Source organism: Streptomyces sp. NPDC003032, from assembly GCF_053591415.1.
This window is the reverse complement of record NZ_JBSFTT010000007.1, coordinates 23591-41999: the sequence shown is the minus strand read 5'-3', so window position 1 is coordinate 41999 and position 18409 is coordinate 23591. Positions and strand designations below refer to the sequence as shown.

The following is an 18409-nucleotide window of genomic DNA, read 5'->3' as shown; positions in this document are numbered from 1 at the left end:
TCCGCCACGGGGGCTGAGCGGGCCGGGGGGGGTCAGGTGCAGCGCTGCCCGGAGTTGACGCAGCTCGTCACGCGCCGCATCAGCCGCTCGTCGAATACGTTGATGAAGTCACCGTGGTCGGTGACGGGTTTGTGCAGCTGTTCGGGGAACGAGTCGACGGCGAAGCCGGGCCCCGGCGGTACGTCGTACACCACGCGCTGCACCAGCTGCGGGATGGCCCGGAAGCCCCGGGGGCAGGCGCCGGTCCGCTGATCGGCGAAGGCGACATGGGTGCGGTGGTTGGCGCTGTCGGTGTTGCGCCCGTCCCAGCAGCTCTGGAAGTTGAACGTCCGGACGACCTTGCTGCCCTCGGGGCAGATCGGGTACTTGTCCCTGAGCTGGCGGTTCTCGAATCCGGTGCAGCTCCAGGAGGCGTTGGCATTGGCGTCGCCGTTCGTGAACGCCTTGGCGTCGCCGGTGATGACGCGCAGGAAGCGCGGCATCGCGACGACCTTGCCCGTCGGATTCCCGGCGAATTTCAGGGTGACGGAGGCCGGTGTCTGGATCTCGCCGACGTTCTGGTCCTTGCCGCCGCCGTCCGCCTGGGCGTCGTTCTCGTCCTTTCCGTTCTGGAGGCGCAGCACGGGCCAGTAATACGTCGACTTGTCGCCCTGATTGCGGCAACTGGTCTCGCCGTCGGCGAGATCGTCATCGCTGGAGAACGCGTCCGTCGCCTGATTGCCCACGTAATCGTGCATATGGTGAGCGCCATTGCTCACACCGGGTGCGACGATGACATTGTCGGGATTGAACTTGCCGTTCTCGTTCCGCCCGCACTTCGTGGTGAAGGTCCCGCGGGAGGCGCCGCGCTGATTGCGGGGGCGGTTGACGTTGGGCCGTACGGACTCGATCTCGACGAAGTCACCGGCTTCGGGCCCATTACTGCTCTGCCCCCCGTCCCGCCCTTCGCCCTGCTCCTCGCCCTGTCCCTCGCCCTGTGCCTGGTCGTCGGCCCGTAACGTACAGGGCGCCATGCCGTCGATTCCCTCCGGCCGCCCACCGGCCCGGTCCATGGCGTCCGCGATCTCACCGAGCGTGCCGCGCCGCCGCTCCTCCAGCGGGCCGAGCACGGATTCCTTCTCCTCGGCCTCGGTGAACTCCGCGTAGGCACGGGTGATCTGGCTGTCCAGTTCGGCGAGCCGGCGGTCCACCGTGCCGCGCGCCGGTTCGGGCACCTCGGGCAGCTGATTGGCCACGTCCGGGCAGCTGATGGTCGATGCCTGTTGCCCGGCGCTCTGTGGAGGGGGCTGATCCGTGCCTTCTTCGGCGTTCGCGTAGACATTCACCGCGACGAGACCGCCGCCGCCCATGAGCAGGGCCGCCGACGCGGCGATCATCCGTCCGGCCAGCTTTGATCGTTTTCGTGATGTGCGTCCCATGGGGCTACATACGCATCAACCGCCCGGCGTGTTCAGCGCCCTCGGTCGAGATACGCCAATACCGCGAGCACGCGCCGATTGTCGTCGTCGGAGACCGGAAGATCGAGTTTTCCGAAGATATTGGACGTGTGCTTGGCGATCGCCCGCTCCGTGACCACGAGTTGGGACGCGATCGCCGCGTTCGACCTTCCCTGCGCCATGAGTTCGAGCACCTCCCGCTCGCGCGGGGTGAGCGCGCCGAGCGGCTGGTCGCTGGAGCGCCGCGAGAGGAGCTGCTGGATCACCTGCGGGTCCATGGCGGTCCCGCCCGCCGCGACCCTGCGTACGGCGTCGATGAACTGCGCGGCGTCGAACACCCGGTCCTTGAGGAGATACCCGACGCCGCCGGTGCCGTCGGCCAGCAGCTCACGCGCGTACAACTGCTCCACATGCTGCGAGAGGACGAGCACGGGCAGCCCCGGCCTGGCGCGGCGGGCCGCCAGCGCGCACTGGAGGCCCTCGTCGGTGTGGGACGGCGGAAGCCGGACGTCGACGACGGCGACGTCCGGCCGCAACTCGGCGAGGGCCTTGGTCAGTTCCGGCCCGCTCTCCACGGCCGCCGCGATCTCGAAGTCGAATGCCTCCAGCATCCGCACCAGACCGTCGCGCAGCAGGAAGAGGTCTTCGGCTAGGACAACGCGCAAGGGATCTCCATGGTCACCATGGTCGGGCCGCCCGCGGGACTGCTGACGGCCAGTACGCCGTCGAATGTACCGAGTCGGCGTTCGATTCCGCTCAGTCCGGACCCCGCGCCGACGGCCGCGCCGCCCTTGCCGTTGTCGGTGACGGCGATGCGCAGCATGCCGTCGCCGTGGTGCATGTCCACCCAGAGGCGGTCGGCGCCCGAGTGCTTGATAGCGTTGGTCAGCGACTCGCTCACCGCGAAGTACGCCGCCGACTCGACCGGGGCCTCGGCCCGGCCCGGCAGCTCCACATCGACCTCGGTGGAGATCGGCAGGCGCAGCGCGAGGGCCTTCACCGCGTCCCCGAGGCCGCGCTCGGCGAGGACCGGCGGGTGGATGCCGCGGACCAGGTCGCGCAGCTCCGTCAGCGCCTCGCCGGAGTTCTGCCGGGCCTTGGCGAGCAGCTGCTTGGCCTTGGCCGGGTCCGTCTCGACGAGCGCCTCGATGGTGCCGAGGTCCATGCCCATGGCCACCAGGCGGGCCTGCGCGCCGTCGTGCAGATCGCGCTCGATGCGGCGCAGCTCGGCGGCGGAGTTGTCCACGGCGTCGTGCCGCGTCTCGGTCAACCGGTCGACTCGGTGGGCCAGTTCGCGCTCCCGCATGGCCGAAGTGGGCGCCAGGAACGTACGGGCGAGGAGGAAGTGGGCGCGTACGAGCGAGGTGTTGACGAGGACGCCCAGCGCGAAGAAGCCCACGCCGAGCGCGGCCGCCTGGTTGGCGGTGGACTGCGAGGTGACGTGGATGAAGGCGTACCACTCGCCGCCGCCCGCGTTGTGGATCGGCTCCCATACGCCGAAGGCGAGAACCCAGCCGTACAGCATGTAGAGCGGCAGCGCCGGGGCGAAGATCGCGACGACGAAGCCCGCCGTCATGTTCACCAGGAGCCACTGGAGGTCGCGCCAGGTCGCCGGGTCCTTCAGCATCAGCGAGCAGCGCTCCACCTGCCCGGCGACACCGGACCGCCCACCGGCCGGCGGAGTGCGGTACGGAACCGGGATCTGTACGCCGGACCACTCACCGGCCCGTATGCGCTGCGCGTCGGCGTACTTGCGTACGCCCATCAGGACGGCCGGCGTGGTGAAGACGCCGATCCCGACCAGGATCAACGCGATCGAGACGACCGAGAACACGAAGAGGACGATCGAGCCCACCAACGAGACGATCGCCAGATAGAGGCCCCGGGCCCCCGCGATCAGTGCGTCCTTCAGCCTCGTCATGGTCATCCATCCCTCTCGTCGAGCACGGGCGGTGCACGGGTGGCCCGCCGCGTTCCGTGCGTACGGCACCGTCACAGTCTCGCGGGTGGCGCGGGCCCAGGTCATTGGGTCCTCCACCCGAGCGGGGGGTGTACCTGACGACACCCCCTGACCTCGCCCTGTGCTTCACACGGAGGGGTGCTCGACGGCTGGGGCGGCAACTCCCCGATTTCTAGCGTGGTCACGTCTTGTTCGACGTTCACTCACGCAGACTGATGGGGGCGAAATCGCCATGAGGCGGAACCTCGCGGCACGACTCGGGGTGTGGAGCGCACACCACCGCAAGACGGCCGTACTCGGCTGGCTCGTCTTCGTGGTCCTCGCCACGGTCCTCGGCGGGGCCTGCGGCATGGTCACCGCGTCCGACGACGAAATGGGGGTCGGCGACTCGGGCAGGGCCGCCGAGATCCTCAAAAACGCCGGCGTCGACGAGCCCGCGGGCGAACTCGTCATGGTCACCGCGCGGACCGCCGACGGCTGGCGCGACGCGGCGGCCGACCTGTCGAAGGCGCTGACCGCGACCGGCGACGTGCGGGACGTCCAGGCGCCGCTGCCCTCCGAGGACGGCAAGGACGCGCTGCTCCGCTTCGAGATCAAGGGCGCGTCGGACGAGGCGGCCGACCGCGTCCAGCCGGTGCTCGACGCCGTGGCGAAGGCGCGGGAGGACGGCGCGGCGCATGGCATCACCCTCCACCAGTTCGGCGACGCCAGCTCCGAGAAGCAACTGTCCGACCTGCTCTCCGACGACTTGAAGAAGGCCGAGTTCACCGCGGTGCCGCTCGCGCTCGGCATCCTCCTGGTCGCCTTCGGCGCCGTGGTCGCGGCCCTCCTTCCGGTCGGCCTCGCGCTCACGGCGTGCGTGGCGGCGTTCGGGCTGCTCTCCCTCGCCAGCCATCAGCTGCACCTCTTCGACACGACGTACTCCGTGATGTTCCTGATGGGCCTCGCGGTCGGCGTCGACTACTGCCTGTTCTATCTGCGCCGCGAGCGCGACGAGCGGGCGGCCGGCCGGGACGCGGAGACCGCGCTGCGGATCGCCGCGGCCACCAGCGGGCGCGCCGTCCTGGTCTCCGGTCTGACGGTGATGGTCGCGATGGCGGGCATGTTCCTGTCCGGGCTGCTCCTCTTCAAGGGCTTCGCCGTCGCCACGATCCTGGTCGTGTGCGTGGCGATGATCGGCTCCGTCACGGTCCTGCCGGCGCTGCTCGCGGGGCTCGGCGACCGGATCGACGCGGGCCGCGTCCCGTTCCTGAACCGCGCTTCGAAGACCTCGAAGAGGGGCACGCGACCGAGCGGCGGCATCGCGGGCAAGCTCCTGCGGCCCGTACTCGCCCGCCCGAAGTTCTTCGCCGTCGGCGCGGCGGTCCTGCTCCTCGCGCTGGCCGCGCCCGCGCTCGGCATGAAGACCGAACAGCTCGGCCTGGAGAAGCAGTTCGGCTCCGACGCCCCGCTCTCCATCTCGTACAAGAAGATCACCGAGGAGTTCCCCGGCGGCCCCGCCCCGGCCCGGATCGTCGTCGAGGCGGACGACATCGACGCGCGGCAGGTGCGGGACGCCCTGGACACCCTGACGAAGAAGGCGGGCGACGGCGCCGAACTCACCGTCCACCGGGCGGCCGGCGTCGCCGAGATCGCGGTGCCGCTGCCGGGCGACGGCACCGACGCCGAGGCCAAGAAGGCGCTCGGCGAGCTGCGCGACGACACGGTTCCCGCGGCCTTCGAGGGCGTGGAAGCGACGGCGTACGTGGGCGGCGACCTGGCCTCCTCCGAGGACTTCGGCGACCAGCTCGCCAAGGGCATCGTGCCCGTCTTCGGCTTCATCGCCGCCGTGACCTTCCTGCTGATGCTCTTCAGCTTCCGCTCCGTGGTCGTCGCGGTGACGTCGATCCTCCTCAACCTCCTGTCGGTGGGCGCGGCCTACGGCGTCATGACCGCCGTCTTCCAGCACGGCTGGGGCGCGGAGCTGATCGGCTCGGAGCAGGTCGGCGCGATCGAGAACTGGATGCCGCTGTTCGTCCTCGTCGTCCTCTTCGGCCTGTCGATGGACTACCACGTGTTCGTGGTCTCCCGGATCCGGGAGGCCCGGGACAGGGGCATGGACAACCGCTCGGCGATCCATGAGGGCATCACGCGCACGGCGGGCGCGGTGACGGGCGCGGCCGTGATCATGGTGGCGGTCTTCGCGGTCTTCGGGACGCTGTCCATGCAGGACATGCAGCAGATGGGCGTGGGCCTCGGTGTCGCGGTCCTGCTGGACGCCACGGTGGTCCGCATGATCCTGCTGCCGTCCGTGATGACGCTGCTGGGGGAGCGGAACTGGCACACGCCGCGGTATCTGAGGTGGCTGCCGCGGATCTCCCACGAGGAGGAGGGGCCCGCCACCCCGCCCCGGGCCGGACGGCACGACGTCCCGGTGTCGAGCGGGCGTTGACGAGACGCTCGTATACGGGACGTTGACGAGACGCCCGTATACGTGACGTGGCCCCGGCGCGAGAGGGAAAACGCGCCGGGGCCACGTCACGTCACGTCACAGGCCGAGCGCCTTCGCCTCCTTCTCGGGGGCGAGCCCCACCACCGGGCGGTCGGGGCGCTGCGGCGGTGTACCGCCGATGGACTGGAGCCACTCCCACGTGTCGCGGACCGTGGCCGCGACGGGCCGGGTCCCCAGCCCCGCGGCGACGGCCTTCTCCGAAGAGGTCCGGTGCATCGTGTCGTACAGCTCCCCGGGCGCCAGCCACACCGGCAGCTCCATCCACTGCTCGATGCCCGCCTCAAGCACCACCTCGGGCGCCGTCCAGCGGAGCGACACGTCATTGCCGCCCGCCACCTCGACGCACGCGTCGAGCAGCTCGCCCATCGTGAACTGCCCCATGGGGCTGATCAGGTTGTACGCACCGTGCAGTTCCGCCACGGCCGCGTCGAGCACCCACTCCGCGAGGTCCCGCACGTCGACGTACTGGATCTCCAGGTCCCGCGGCCCGGGGGCGAGGACGGGACCGCCCCGCGCGACCCGGTTCAGCCACCACGGCAGCCGGCCGATGTTCTCGTAGGGGCCGAGGATCAGCCCCGCCCGCGCGAGCACCGTCCGCTCGGCCCCGAACCCGGCGATCGCGGCCAGCTCCCCGCCCCGCTTGTCCTGCGCGTACGCCGTCGCCTCCGCGTCCGGGTCGCCGTCCACCACGGGGAAGCTCTCGTCGGACCCCGCCTCGCCCGGGTAGCGGTACACGGAACCGCTGGACACATAGACGTACCGCCCGGCCCGCCCGGCGAGCAGCCGCGCCGCGTCCCGTACGACGTGCGGCGCGGCCGACCAGGTGTCGACCACCACGTCCCACTCGCCCTCGGCGAGCCCCGCGAGGCCGCCCTCGGCCGTGCGGTCACCGTGGATGGCGCGGGCCCCCTCGGGCGCCGCGTGGCGGCCGCGGTGGAAGACGGTCACCTCCCAGCCCCGGGCGAGCGCCGCCTCGGTGACGGCGCGGCCCACGAACTCAGTACCACCCAGTATCAGAAGTCTCATGGGGACGACTCTGCCTTGGTGAGGGGGGTCAGGGGAACTGCCTTCTGCTCCAAGCAGAGAGCGCGAGCGCCGGGGTGGGGGAGCCGACGCTCAGCGAGGCGCCGGCGGGACGTACTTGTAGCCGACCCGCCGCACCGTCTGGATCGTCCCGCGGTGCTCGGCGCCGAGCTTGCGCCGCAGCCGCGCGACATGGACGTCCACGGTGCGCCCGTCGCCCACATGCCCGTACCCCCACACCGTGGTCACCAACTGGTCCCGGGTGTGCACCCGGTGAGGGTGCGCGACGAGGTGCGCGAGCAGTTCGAACTCCAGGTACGTGAGGTCGAGCGGCCGCCCGTCGACCTCGGCGGAGCGCTGTACGGCGTCGACCCTGACCGGCCCCGTGGTCGGTGCCTCGGGCTCGACCGACTGCTGCCCGGCCGGTACGAGGACGAGATAGCCGACCATCGGTGGCTGCCCCGGCAGGCTCGGCAGGGTGTGCTGCGGCGCGGGCAGCCACTGGGCGCCCGGCGGCAGGAAGTCGGCGATCTGCACCACCTCGTCCGGGTCGACGGCCCGCAGGCGCCCCCGGGCGGCGGAGACGGAGGCCGCAGCGGAAGCGGCAGTGAAGGTACGGGAGTTCGCCATGTGAAGTCAGCTCTTTCGCGCGAAGAAGGAGTCGTCGAGAACGAGACGTACGTCGTGCGCGTCAGGCGAAGGCCGGGTGAACGGCTTTAAAGGGCCCGCGCGTTCATCGCGCGGCAACACATCCGGTCGAAGTCGTGATGCTGCCGGGAGGGCCAGAAAGGCTCGAGGTCATGACGACCCGTCGCGGTGTTCCGGTAGCTGCTGCCCATGCCCCCATTGAAGCAGACGGGACGCCGACGACGACGGGGACGCCCACCGCGAGATCGGTGGGCGCCCCCGTCGTCATGCGGATGAACCAGGCGGAATCAGACCTGCCCGGCCTTCTCCAGGGCGGTGCAGCACGTGTCGACGAGCAGCCGCGTCACGACGTACGGGTCGACGTTCGCGTTCGGGCGGCGGTCCTCGATGTAGCCCTTCTGCTCCACCTCGACCTGCCACGGGATGCGGACCGACGCGCCGCGGTCGGAGACGCCGTACTTGTACTCGTCCCACGGGGCGGTCTCGTGCAGACCGGTCAGCCGGTCGTCGATGCCGGCGCCGTAGTTCTTGACGTGGTCCAGCGGCTTCGAGCCCTCACCGAGGGCCTCGCAGGCGGTGATGATCGGCGCGTAGCCCTCGCGCATCGCCTTGGTGGAGAAGTTGGTGTGCGCGCCCGCGCCGTTCCAGTCGCCCTTGACCGGCTTCGGGTCCAGGGTCGCGGAGACCTTGAAGTCCTCGGCGGTGCGGTAGAGCAGCCAGCGGGCGATCCACAGCTGGTCGGAGACCTCCAGCGGGGCGAGCGGGCCGACCTGGAACTCCCACTGGCCGGGCATGACCTCGGCGTTGATGCCGGAGATGCCGAGGCCCGCCTTGAGACAGTTCTCCAGGTGCGCCTCGACGACGTCACGGCCGAAGATCTCGTCCGAGCCGACGCCGCAGTAGTAGCCGCCCTGCGCGGCGGGGAAACCGCCGACGGGGAAGCCGAGCGGGCGGTCGCCCTCGAAGAAGGTGTACTCCTGCTCGATGCCGAAGATCGGCTCCTGCGCGCCGAAGCGGGCCTCGACCTCGGCCAGCTCGGCGCGGGTGTTGGACTCGTGCGGCGTCATGTCCGTGTTGAGGACCTCGCACAGCACGAGCACGTCGTCGCCGCCGCGGAGCGGGTCCGGGCAGGTGAAGACGGGCTTCAGTACGCGGTCCGAGGCGTGACCCTTGGCCTGGTTCGTGCTGGATCCGTCGAAGCCCCAGAGCGGCAGCTCGGCGCCCTTCGCGTCGTCGGCGAGGATCTTCGTCTTCGAACGGAGCTTGGCGGTCGGCGCGGTGCCGTCGATCCAGATGTACTCAGCCTTGAAGGTCACGGGGCCTCATCCTTAAAACGTTCGGTACGGCGCAGAACGTGCGGGTGCTGCGGTGCCGTGGTGATGAGCGGCAGCCTCGCAACCGGCGATTTCCCGACCGTTGCTCTTGTGTGAACCCCGTGTTACCTGGGCCGGGTGTGGTTCACGTCACGGCCACGTTCCGTATACGTCATACGTCATACGTCATACGCCGTACGTCATACGCCGTACGTCATACGCCTTACGTCATGCCGCGGCGGTCATCCGCGGGACACCGCGTCCCGTACCGCCTCCTCGGTCCGAGCCACGACGGCCGTGCCGTCGTCCGCCGTGATGATGGGGCGCTGGATCAGCTTCGGGTGCTCGGCGAGGGCCTTGATCCAGCGGGCGCGGCCCGAGGCGTCGCGTGGCCAGGCCTCGCGGTCCTTGAGGTTCAGGTCCTTGGCGGCCTGCTCCTGGGTCCTGGTGATGTCCCAGGGTTCGAGGCCGAGACGCTCCAGCACGGCACGGATCTCGTCCTCGGTCGGTACGTCGTCCAGGTAGCGGCGCACGGTGTAGTCGGCGCCCTCCGCGTCGAGCAGCGTGAGGGCGCTGCGGCACTTCGAACAGGCGGGGTTGATCCAGATCTCCATGCCGCACACGCTACCTCCGAAACACCCGTCCCAGGGTGTGTGGTGCGGCCCTGTTCGAACACCCCAAAGCCCCTCTGGCCAGCGGCGATTGTCAGTGCCTCGCAGTAGAATCACAGTAGTGTTCGAGGGCGCCCGACGGGGGGTCCTGACCGCGACAGGAGGATGCCTGTGCCCGCTGCCGCACTGACAACAAAGCCCGTGTCCAAGCCCGTCCTTTTTGACCTGCCGTACGCACCGCTGGAGAAGAAGGCGCTGCCCGCCGGCCGGCCGCGCGAGTGGTACGTCAACCACAACCGCCGCCTCAAGGCCATGCGCCTGGCCATCGCCCTGCTCGACTCGGGCGTCTGGCTGCCGAACCAGGCGAAGAACAGCACGATACGGGCGATGGCGGAGGAGATCGGGATCCACCCACCGTCCGACGTCACCTGTCACATGGTGCGTGCGCTGATGCGGTACAGCCGCTGAGCGGCCGGAGAGCGGAAGTGCGGGGCCCGCAGGGCGTTTTCGTGGCCTTGCGGGCCCCGCGCTCACTCCGGGGGGTCTCACGATCCCGCGCGATCCCGCGCGATCCCGTGCGGTCACATGTGCGATGAGACATGCTGTGCACCATGACCCAGCCGGAACCCGTCGGCATGGCCAAGGCCGGCCCCGCCGACGAACTGCCACTTCTGACGACCGCGGAACTCCCGGACGGCGCCCGCGTGCCGGTGCGTGCTCTGCGCGCCCCCGTGCCCGAACGCTTCCTTCCGTCCGGTTCCGGGCCGGCGCCTGGACCGCCCCCGGCGCCCGCGGTGCTCATCCTCCCGGCCATGGGTACTCCCGCCCGCTTCTACCGCCACTTCGCGCGCCGGCTGCACGACGAGGGCCTCACCGTGCTCACCGCCGACCTGCGCGGGCAGGGCGAGGCGACGCCGCGCGCCACCGACCGCCAGGCGCACGACCACGGCTACCGCGCGATCGTCGAGGAGGACCTCCCCGCGGTCCTCGCGGCGATCCGCGCCGAGCTGGGCTCCGAGCCGCCCCTGTATCTCCTGGGCCACAGCCTCGGCGGCCAACTCGGCCTGCTGTACGCGGCTTTGAGGGCGGGCCCCGGCGTCGACGGCGTGGCGCTCGTCGCCACGGGATCCGTCTGGTTCCGCGCGTACGGCCCACTGCGCGCCCCCGGTCTGCTCATCGGCGAGCTGCTCATCGCCGCGACGGCGACCGTGCTCGGCCGCTGGCCCGGCACCCGGCTCGGCTTCGGCGGCGACCAGCCCAAGGGCGTCATGCGGGACTGGGCGCGGCAGGGGCGTACGGGCCGCTACACCGCCAAGGGCTCCACGCTCGACTACGAAGCGGCCCTCGCCGCCCTGGAGCTGCCCGTGCTCGCGGTCTCCGTCGACCACGACACCCTCGCCCCCGCCTCCGCCCTCGACCACCTGCTCGGCAAGGTGCCCCGGGCCCGCCTCACCCGGCGCCACTACACCGAACGGGAGGCGGGCGGCCGCCTCGACCACTTCGCGTGGACGAAGGCGGGCGGCGCGCTCGCCAAGCAGGTGGCGGCGTGGACGACGGCCGGCTGACCGGTCGTCGGCCGACCGGCTAGCGGATTCGGGCCAGCGGGTTCCGGGTCAGCGGGTTCCGGGTCAGCGGATCCGGGTCAGCGGATCTGGTCCGGGGTGACCGTCAGCCACCGCTTGTCGGCGGTCACCTTCTGGCCCAGCTCGCGCTGCCGGTCGGCGTTCTTCTTCTTCATCCCGTCGAGCTGCTTCATGTACGAGTCCTTGCGGTTGACCCAGACCCGTACGCCGCCGTGCTCCACATCGGCGGAGTGGAACAGCATCGGCCCGTCGCTGACCGGCGTGTCACCGGCCACGAGGACCGGCTTCCTCCACTCGTCGATGTACGTGTTGATCGCCGCGGGCTTGCCCTCGTACCAGGTGAGCGGCGCCCACAGGTTCGGCGTCAGCTCCCGCCCCGCGAGCCTCTCGCGGTCCTTCTCGCCGAAGCGGCCCTCGGCGATCTCCTTGCGGGAACTGGTCACCTCACCGGTCTTGCGGTCCTTGAGCTGCATGGATACGCCGATGACGTTCTGCGGCTTCACGCCGTACCCGTACTTCGGGTCGGCGAGGACCATGCGCACCAGGTCCTCGCTGGCCGCGCTGACGACGTACACCTCGATGCCGTGGGAGCGCAGCGTCTTGTAGAGCTGGCGCATGCCGTCGGAGAACTCGGGCGGCTTCACCTCGGTCTTGGTGAGCTTCCCGTCCTCGTAGTACTCGGCGGGTATCGGCTTCTTGTACGCCAGCAGCTCATCGACGTACCCCTTGAGCTCCTTCAGCGTGAAGCCGGAGAAGATCTGCGCGACCCAGGGGTAACAGAGCTGGTCGTCCACCTCGCAGAGCCGGTTGTAGTAGCTGTAGAGGCTCTCCTTGTGCGTGGCCGTGTCCTTGAAGGGGATGGTCTTCAGGGACGGGTCCATGGTCTTGCGGGTCAGTACGCCCTTCATCTCCAGGAAGGGCAGCAGCGACTCCTCCAGGTCGTTGCGGTACGTCGTGTTGTCCGCGTCGAAGACGGCGTACGCGCCCTTGTGGTCGTTGGCGGCGATGACCTTGCCGAGCTTCTTCGCGACCGGCTTCGGCCAGTGCGACAGCTCGCGGGCGGTGGCGACCGAGGTGTCGGCGGCGGTCGCCTCACTCGTCGGCCACAGCGCGCCGCCCGCGAGGACGGCGGCGGCGAGGGCCCCCGTGGCGCCGATGAGGCCCAGCTTCTTCTTCTCTCGTACTGCTGCCATGTCTTTCGTGTCCCGCCGTTCCTGATAGCGATGCGCGGCCCCATCCGGAGCGGCGCGCAATGCTATGGGCAGGGGCGCCCGTTTCCCATGATCGAAGTCACCGTGCCCGGGGGGTGTGGGGGAGGCGGACGCGGGTAGCGGAGAGCGGGACGCCGCCCCTCGCCCCGGCGGCCCGCCCGCGCCCACCGCGCGCATACTGGACTGCATGGGCTCCCGTGAGTTCGTCCGGGCCGTTCCCCGGCTCGACGGCATGGTCGTGTCCGCGGTCGGTTACCGCACCGCAGGGCAGCGGCCCGCTCTGCACCGGGGTCTGCCTTCGCCGTATCTGACGGTGATCTTCTCGCTGGACGGGCCCATCGCCAGCGGCGGCACGCCCGCCCAGGCGACCGGCGCGGACGCGGTCCGCACCGACATCGTCGTGGGCGGCCTGCACCAGAGCCCCGCGTACGTCGTCCAGCCCGAGCACGAGGCGGGCATCCAGCTGGCCGTGCACCCGCTGGCGGCCCGCGCCCTGCTCGGCCTGCACGCCGGCGCGCTGAGCGGGCAGCTCGTCACCGGCGGCACGGACGTGTTCGGCGCCCGCGCCGCCGAGGTCCGCGAGCGGCTGTGCGAGCTGGACCGCTGGGAGGACCGCTTCGCGGCCCTGTCCGCCTACCTGCGGCGGCGGTGCGCGGACGCGGACCGGACCCCGGGTCCCGTACGCCCCGAGGTCGCCGAGGCCTGGGCCTGGCTGGCGCGGCACCGCGGCGCGGGTACCCTGGGCGGCCTGTCCCGGCACGTCGCGCTGAGCGAGCGCCGCCTGACCGCGCTCTTCCGCGCCGAGACCGGGCTGAGCCCCAAGCAGGCGGCGCGCCTCATGCGCTTCCAGCACGCCAAGGCCGCCGTGGTCCGCGCGGTCGCGGCGGGCGGCCCGCCGGACCTCGCCCGGGTCGCCGCCGACACCGGTTACTACGACCACTCGCACCTCGTACGCGACTTCCGGCAGTACACGGGGGCGAGCCCCACCCGCTGGCTGGCCGAGGAGTGCCGGAATATCCAAGCCGGGGCGCACGGCGGGGGCGAAGAGTGGGAGGCATGAACACCACCGAGAAGCAGCAGCTCAGCACCAGCACCCCTTCGACCCTGCGGGAGCCCGCCGTCTGGCCGGCCCTGCAGGCCCAGGACGCTCCCGCGCTGATCGACTTCCTCGTCGGCACCGTCGGCTTCCTGCGCACCGCCGTCCACGAGGACGGTGACCGCGTCGCCCACGCCCAGCTCGACTGGCCCGAGGGCGGCGGCATCATGCTCGGCTCGTACGACCCCGAGTCGTCGGCCGGCGCCGATACCTGCGGAGAGCCGGGCACCTCCGGCGCCTACGTCGTGACCGACCAGGTCGACGCCCTGTACGCCCGTCTCACCGCGGCCGGCGTAAAGATCATCGGCGAAATCGAGGACAAGCCGTACGGCAGCCGCGAGTTCGGCATCGCGGACCCCGAGGGAAACCGCTGGTTCTTCGGAACCTATCGCGGCGAGCGGAGGCCGGGCGGGGCCTGAGGGCACGGTGAGCCCGGGGCGGGGCGGGGCGGGGCGGGGCCTGAGGGTACGCGAGCCCAGGGCCGGGGGGAGCCTGAAGGCAAGGTAAGCCCGAGGGCACGGCGAGCCCGAGGCCGGGCGGAGCTGAGGCCACCGCGAGCCCGAGGCCGGGCGGAGCTGAAGGCAACGTAAGCCCGGGGCCGGGCGGGGCCCGAAAGTGACGCGAGCCCGAGGCCGGGCGGCGGCCTGAAGGCAACGTAAGCCCGAGGGCACGCGAGCCGGGGCCGGACGGAGCCTGAGAGCACGACAAGCCCGAGGCCAGGCGGTGGCCTGAAGGCAACGTAGGCCCGGGGCCGGGCGGAGCCTGAAGGCACCGCGAGCCCCACGCCCGGCGGCCGGCAAGCGGCAGGCGCCGAAAAAACGCCGCGTGATAACTTGCGCAAGCCAGTCAAACCCACACCTGGGCCAGGGAATCCGGTGCGAATCCGGAACTGACGCGCAGCGGTGAGGGGGACGGGCGGGGCCACGGCCACTGGGCGTCTCGCGACGCCCGGGAAGGCGCCCCGCCCGGCCGATCCCGAGTCCGAAGACCTGCTGGCGCCTCCGCTCGCACACCGGGCGGCGGAGGTCGTGACGCAGACCAGGCTCCGCGTATGAGCCGTGACACTCAAGGGATCGCGTGTCCTCGACAGTCCGTATATCCGCCCCGCGCCGCACACCCGCCCCGTCCCTGCCTGCCCCGCGCCGCACACCCGTCCCGCGCCGTACCGCAATGCTCGCGGCCGGAGCACTCGCGGCCGGAGCGCTCACGCTCACCGCCTGCGGCGACGGCTCCGCCCAGAAGTCCGCCGCCCCCGCGGGCAAGAGCACCGGCGGCTACCCGGTGACGGTCGCCTCCTGCGGCAAGGAGGCGAAGGCCGAGGCCCCGCCCCGGCGGGCCGTCTCGCTCGACCAGGGCTCCACGGAGATCCTGCTCTCCCTCGGCCTCGCCGACCGCATGGTCGGCACCGGCACCTGGACCGACCCGGTCCTGAAGAACCTGAAGAAGGACAACGCGAAGGTGGAGCGGCTGGCCGACCGCTACCCGTCCATGGAGAAGGTCCTCGCCAAGGAACCGGACTTCGTCAGCGCCTCCTTCCTCTACACCGTCGGCAAGGGCGGCGTCGCCGACCGTACGGAGTTCACCGAACTCGGCGTCCCCGTCTACGTCTCGCCCACCGACTGCGCGGGCAAGGACAACGACGGCGGCGGCGACGGCAAGCGCGTCAAGACCCTCACCATGGACACCGTCTACGGCGAGGTACGCGACCTGGCGAAGGTGTTCGACGTCGAGCAGCGCGGCGAGAAACTGATCGCCGACATGAAGCGCCGGGTCACGAACGCCACCAAGGACATCGACAAGGCCGCCGCCTCCGACACCACGCTCCTGTACTGGTTCGCCAACTCCGACGCCCCGTACATGGCGGGCTGCTGCGGCGCCCCCGGCATCATCACCCGTGAACTCGGCGCGAAGAACGTCTTCGACGACACCCGCGAGGAGTGGCCCCAGATCAACTGGGAGACCGTCGCCGACCGCGACCCCGACGTCCTCGTCATCGGCGACCTCACCCGCAAGTCGCAGTCCGCCGAGAGCGCCGCGGCGAAGATCAGGTTCCTGGAGTCGAACCCGGCGACCAAGAACCTGACCGCCGTGAAGAAGAAGCGGTACGTCCTGCTCAGCGGCCAGGCCATGAACCCGACGATCCGCACGGTCGACGGCATCGAGCAAGTGGCCGCCGGACTGCGGAAGTTCGGGCTCGCCAAGTGAGCCTGGCCGCCCCCGCCCGGCAGGGGCTGCGGTGGCTGGCGGCAGGCGCCGCGCTCGCGCTCTCCGTCGCGGTCGCCGTCACCATCGGCCCCGCCGACATCTCGGTCCCCGACGTGTGGTCGGCGCTCGCCGCGCACCTCGGCTGGGGCGAGCCACGGCTCACCCCTCTCAGGGACGGCATCGTCTGGAACCTGCGGATGCCCCGCACCCTGCTAGCCGCCGTCTGCGGCGCGGGCCTCGCGGTCTGCGGCGCGGTCATGCAGTCCCTGCTCCGCAACCCCCTCGCGGACCCCTTCGTCCTCGGGGTGTCGTCCGGGGCGTCCACGGGAGCGGTCGCGGTCCTCGTTCTCGGCGTCGGCGGCGGAGCGCTGTCGGTCTCGGCGGGCGCCTTCGTGGGCGCGCTCTGCTCGTTCGCCCTCGTCCTGTTCCTGAGCCACACGCTCGGCGGCACGACGGACCGGGTGGTGCTGTCCGGGGTCGCCGCGATGCAGCTCTTCTCCGCCCTGACCTCCTTCGTGGTCCTCACCGCGGGCGACGCGGAGACCGCCCGAGGCGTGCTGTTCTGGCTGCTCGGCTCGCTGAGCGGGGCGGGCTGGACGGACGTATGGCTGTGCGCCGCGGTCCTCGCCGTGACGCTGACGGTATGCCTCGGCCACGCCCGTACGCTCGACGCCTTCGCGTTCGGCCAGGAGGCGGCGGCGACACTGGGCGTACGGGTGGCGCGCACCCGGCTCGTCCTGCTCTGCGTGACGGCGCTGCTGACGGCCGCGCTGGTCAGCTCGGCGGGCGCGATCGGCTTCGTGGGCCTGGTCCTGCCGCACGCGGCCCGCGCGTTCGTCGGCTCGGGCCACGCCCGGCTCCTCCCCGTCACGGCGCTCGCCGGGGCGGTCTTCCTGATCTGGGTCGACACCTTGGCCCGCACGGCCCTGGACCCCCAGGAGGTCCCGGTGGGCGTGGTGACGTCACTCATCGGCGTACCGGCGTTCGTGGCGGTGCTGTACCGGACGCGGAGAGCGATGACATGACGTACCAGACGAGGCGCCGCGAAGAAGTGGCCGGAGCCAAGGACGGCCTGCGCGCCGAGCGGGTCGCCCGTGAGGCCGGCGGCCGTCTCATCGTGGACGGCGTCAGCCTCGCCCCGCCGCCCGGCGCCACCGTCGGCCTGCTCGGCCCCAACGGCTCCGGCAAGTCCACGCTCCTGCGCATCCTCGCGGGCGTCCTCGCCCCCGCCGCCGGGGTGGTCACCCTGGACGGCCGCCCGCTCGCCGACACGCCCCGCCGCGAGGTGGCGCGCCGCATCGCCGTGGTCGACCAACACGCCGACACACAGGTCGAGTTGACCGTACGAGATGTCGTACGCCTGGGTCGCATCCCGTACCGTCGCGCATGGTCGCCGCCCACGCCCCACGACGAACGTGCCGTACGCGAGGCCCTGGAGCGCACCGGCCTCACCGAGCGCGCCGCCCAGTCCTGGCACACGCTCTCCGGCGGCGAACGCCAGCGCGTCCAGATCGCCCGCGCTCTGGCGCAGGACCCCCGCGAACTCCTCCTGGACGAGCCCACCAACCACCTGGACATCCAGCACCAGCTGGACCTCCTCTCCCTGGTCGCCGAACTCCCCGTCACCAGCGTCATCGCCCTGCACGACCTCAACCTGGCGGCGATGTTCTGCGACCACGTGCTGATCCTGAAGGAGGGCACGGCGTACGCGGCGGGCGCCCCGGCCGAAGTGATCACGGAGGAACTGATCGCGGAGGTCTACGGGGTACGAGCGGTGGTCACACCGGGGGAGCCGGACCACCTGGACGGCGGCCGCCCACCGACACTGTCGGTCCGCTTCCTGCGAAGCCTCGCCGCACCAGTCCAGACACGTACGACTGGCTCTTAACGCACGGCTGCCCGCGGCCGTAGGTTCGCACCGGAAGATCGTGAGCGCGCAAGGAGAGCCACACACAGATGCCACCGAACCGCCCGAACCGCCCGAACTCACCGAACCCGCCGAAGTCACAGTCACAGTCACAGACACAGACAACGTCAGCGCCAGCGCCAACATCACTGATCGCCCACGTGAGTGACACCCACATCGTCACGCGCGAGGAGGACGGCGGCCGCAGCATCGACCGCACCCGCGCCGTCATGGAGTACCTGAACGACCTCCCGTACGACCTGGACGCGGTCATCGTCACGGGCGACATAGCCGACCACGCGGCCCCGGCGGAGTACGAGGAGGCCCGCAAGCTCCTCACGTCCCGCCACCCACTGCTGGCCTGCCCCGGCAACCACGACGATCGCGCCGCGTTCCGCGAGCACCTGCTGGGCGACGCCCCGGGAACGGCCCCGATCAACCAGTCGTACAGGACGGACCGCTTCACGCTGGCGCTGTGCGACACGTCGGTCCCCGGCAAGCACCACGGCAGACTCGACGAAGAGACCCTGACCTGGCTGGAGGACACCCTGGCGGAGGCCCCGCCCGAGCTGCCCGCGTTGATCGCCTTCCACCACCCGCCCGTGCCCCTGCACACGCCGTACGTCGACGAGATCCGCCAGTTCGACGAGGACCGCCTGGCCGAACTGACGGCCCGCCACCCGAACGTGACGGCGTTCCTGGCCGGCCACGCCCACACGCCCGCGGCGACCACGTTCGCGGGAAGGCCCCTCCTGGTCGCCCCCGGCGTGGTCTCGACTCTCCGCCTCCCCTGGGAACCCCAAATCACCGCGACCCACCACGTACACAGGGACCTGCCCCCGGCGCTGGCCTTCCACGCCCTGACCCCCGAGGGCCGCCTGACAACGCACTACCGCCCAGTCCTCGTCCCCCTCGACTGAGGCCCC

At 71.2% G+C, this 18409-nt stretch carries 17 protein-coding genes and 1 riboswitch; of the genes, 9 read left to right on the top strand and 8 right to left on the bottom strand.

The genetic code is table 11. The features are described 5' to 3' along the window. Positions 1-32: 32 nt before the first annotated feature. Genes ACWDZ7_RS12065 through ACWDZ7_RS12055 form a run of 3 tightly spaced genes read right to left on the bottom strand, consistent with a single transcriptional unit; the run spans position 33 to position 3357 of the window. Positions 33-1418 (bottom strand): DUF1996 domain-containing protein, encoded by a 1386-nt coding sequence (locus ACWDZ7_RS12065; protein WP_451796568.1) that lies wholly within the window; start codon positions 1416-1418, stop codon positions 33-35. 32 nt (positions 1419-1450) lie between these two features. Further along, positions 1451-2101 carry a LuxR C-terminal-related transcriptional regulator gene (locus ACWDZ7_RS12060; protein WP_451796567.1) on the bottom strand — a complete coding sequence of 217 codons (651 nt, stop codon included), beginning with the start codon at positions 2099-2101 and terminating at the stop codon, positions 1451-1453. After that, the gene (locus ACWDZ7_RS12055; protein WP_451796566.1) at positions 2086-3357 is read right to left on the bottom strand and encodes a sensor histidine kinase; all 1272 of its coding nucleotides are present in this window, start codon (positions 3355-3357) and stop codon (positions 2086-2088) included. The genes ACWDZ7_RS12060 and ACWDZ7_RS12055 overlap by 16 nt, the downstream gene beginning before the upstream one ends. Before the next feature lie 271 nt (positions 3358-3628). Between ACWDZ7_RS12055 and ACWDZ7_RS12050 the strand changes: the two genes are divergently transcribed. Beyond that, positions 3629-5827: an MMPL family transporter gene (locus tag ACWDZ7_RS12050; protein WP_451796565.1), complete on the top strand. Its 2199-nt coding sequence runs from the start codon at positions 3629-3631 to the stop codon at positions 5825-5827. A gap of 96 nt (positions 5828-5923) precedes the next feature. Here ACWDZ7_RS12050 and ACWDZ7_RS12045 read toward each other — a convergent pair whose 3' ends face one another. The 4 genes from ACWDZ7_RS12045 to ACWDZ7_RS12030 all read right to left on the bottom strand — a co-directional run bounded on the left by ACWDZ7_RS12045 (position 5924) and on the right by ACWDZ7_RS12030 (position 9485). Continuing rightward, positions 5924-6913: an NAD-dependent epimerase/dehydratase family protein gene (locus ACWDZ7_RS12045; RefSeq protein ID WP_451796564.1), complete on the bottom strand. Its 990-nt coding sequence runs from the start codon at positions 6911-6913 to the stop codon at positions 5924-5926. 90 nt (positions 6914-7003) lie between these two features. Beyond that, a complete protein-coding gene (locus ACWDZ7_RS12040; protein WP_451796563.1) occupies positions 7004-7540 on the bottom strand; it encodes a winged helix-turn-helix domain-containing protein in 537 nt (178 codons plus the stop codon). Between the two features lie 305 nt (positions 7541-7845). Next, positions 7846-8874 (bottom strand): glutamine synthetase, encoded by a 1029-nt coding sequence (glnII, locus tag ACWDZ7_RS12035; protein WP_451796562.1) that lies wholly within the window; start codon positions 8872-8874, stop codon positions 7846-7848. A 239-nt stretch (positions 8875-9113) separates the two neighbouring features. Continuing rightward, the gene (locus ACWDZ7_RS12030; protein ID WP_451796561.1) at positions 9114-9485 is read right to left on the bottom strand and encodes an arsenate reductase family protein; all 372 of its coding nucleotides are present in this window, start codon (positions 9483-9485) and stop codon (positions 9114-9116) included. Positions 9486-9653: 168 nt separating this feature from the next. Here ACWDZ7_RS12030 and ACWDZ7_RS12025 point away from each other — a divergent pair, with 168 nt between their 5' ends. Together ACWDZ7_RS12025 and ACWDZ7_RS12020 are read left to right on the top strand one after the other, a co-directional pair. Next, positions 9654-9950, top strand: coding sequence for a hypothetical protein (locus ACWDZ7_RS12025; protein ID WP_451514463.1), 297 nt, complete (start codon positions 9654-9656; stop codon positions 9948-9950). Positions 9951-10093: 143 nt separating this feature from the next. After that, positions 10094-11047, top strand: coding sequence for an alpha/beta hydrolase family protein (locus tag ACWDZ7_RS12020; RefSeq protein WP_451796560.1), 954 nt, complete (start codon positions 10094-10096; stop codon positions 11045-11047). A 77-nt stretch (positions 11048-11124) separates the two neighbouring features. Here ACWDZ7_RS12020 and ACWDZ7_RS12015 read toward each other — a convergent pair whose 3' ends face one another. Continuing rightward, a complete protein-coding gene (locus ACWDZ7_RS12015) occupies positions 11125-12258 on the bottom strand; it encodes a haloacid dehalogenase-like hydrolase (protein WP_451796559.1) in 1134 nt (377 codons plus the stop codon). A gap of 205 nt (positions 12259-12463) precedes the next feature. On the opposite strand from ACWDZ7_RS12015, the gene ACWDZ7_RS12010 reads away from it, so the two are divergent. The 6 genes from ACWDZ7_RS12010 to ACWDZ7_RS11985 all read left to right on the top strand — a co-directional run bounded on the left by ACWDZ7_RS12010 (position 12464) and on the right by ACWDZ7_RS11985 (position 18403). Then, on the top strand, positions 12464-13336 hold the full coding sequence (locus tag ACWDZ7_RS12010; RefSeq protein WP_451796558.1) for a helix-turn-helix domain-containing protein: 873 nt from the start codon (positions 12464-12466) through the stop codon (positions 13334-13336). After that, entirely contained in the window at positions 13333-13791 is a 459-nt protein-coding gene (locus ACWDZ7_RS12005) for a VOC family protein (RefSeq protein ID WP_451796557.1), read from the top strand. The genes ACWDZ7_RS12010 and ACWDZ7_RS12005 overlap by 4 nt, the downstream gene beginning before the upstream one ends. Positions 13792-14198: 407 nt before the next feature. After that, positions 14199-14383, top strand: a riboswitch (cobalamin riboswitch). A 159-nt stretch (positions 14384-14542) separates the two neighbouring features. Beyond that, positions 14543-15577: an ABC transporter substrate-binding protein gene (locus ACWDZ7_RS12000; protein WP_451796780.1), complete on the top strand. Its 1035-nt coding sequence runs from the start codon at positions 14543-14545 to the stop codon at positions 15575-15577. 2 nt (positions 15578-15579) lie between these two features. Continuing rightward, on the top strand, positions 15580-16602 hold the full coding sequence (locus ACWDZ7_RS11995; protein ID WP_451796779.1) for a FecCD family ABC transporter permease: 1023 nt from the start codon (positions 15580-15582) through the stop codon (positions 16600-16602). After that, the gene (locus ACWDZ7_RS11990) at positions 16599-17465 is read left to right on the top strand and encodes an ABC transporter ATP-binding protein (protein WP_451796556.1); all 867 of its coding nucleotides are present in this window, start codon (positions 16599-16601) and stop codon (positions 17463-17465) included. The genes ACWDZ7_RS11995 and ACWDZ7_RS11990 overlap by 4 nt, the downstream gene beginning before the upstream one ends. Positions 17466-17644: 179 nt before the next feature. Then, complete coding sequence (locus ACWDZ7_RS11985) at positions 17645-18403, top strand: metallophosphoesterase (RefSeq protein WP_451796555.1); 759 nt, start codon at positions 17645-17647, stop codon at positions 18401-18403. Positions 18404-18409: the final 6 nt, after the last annotated feature.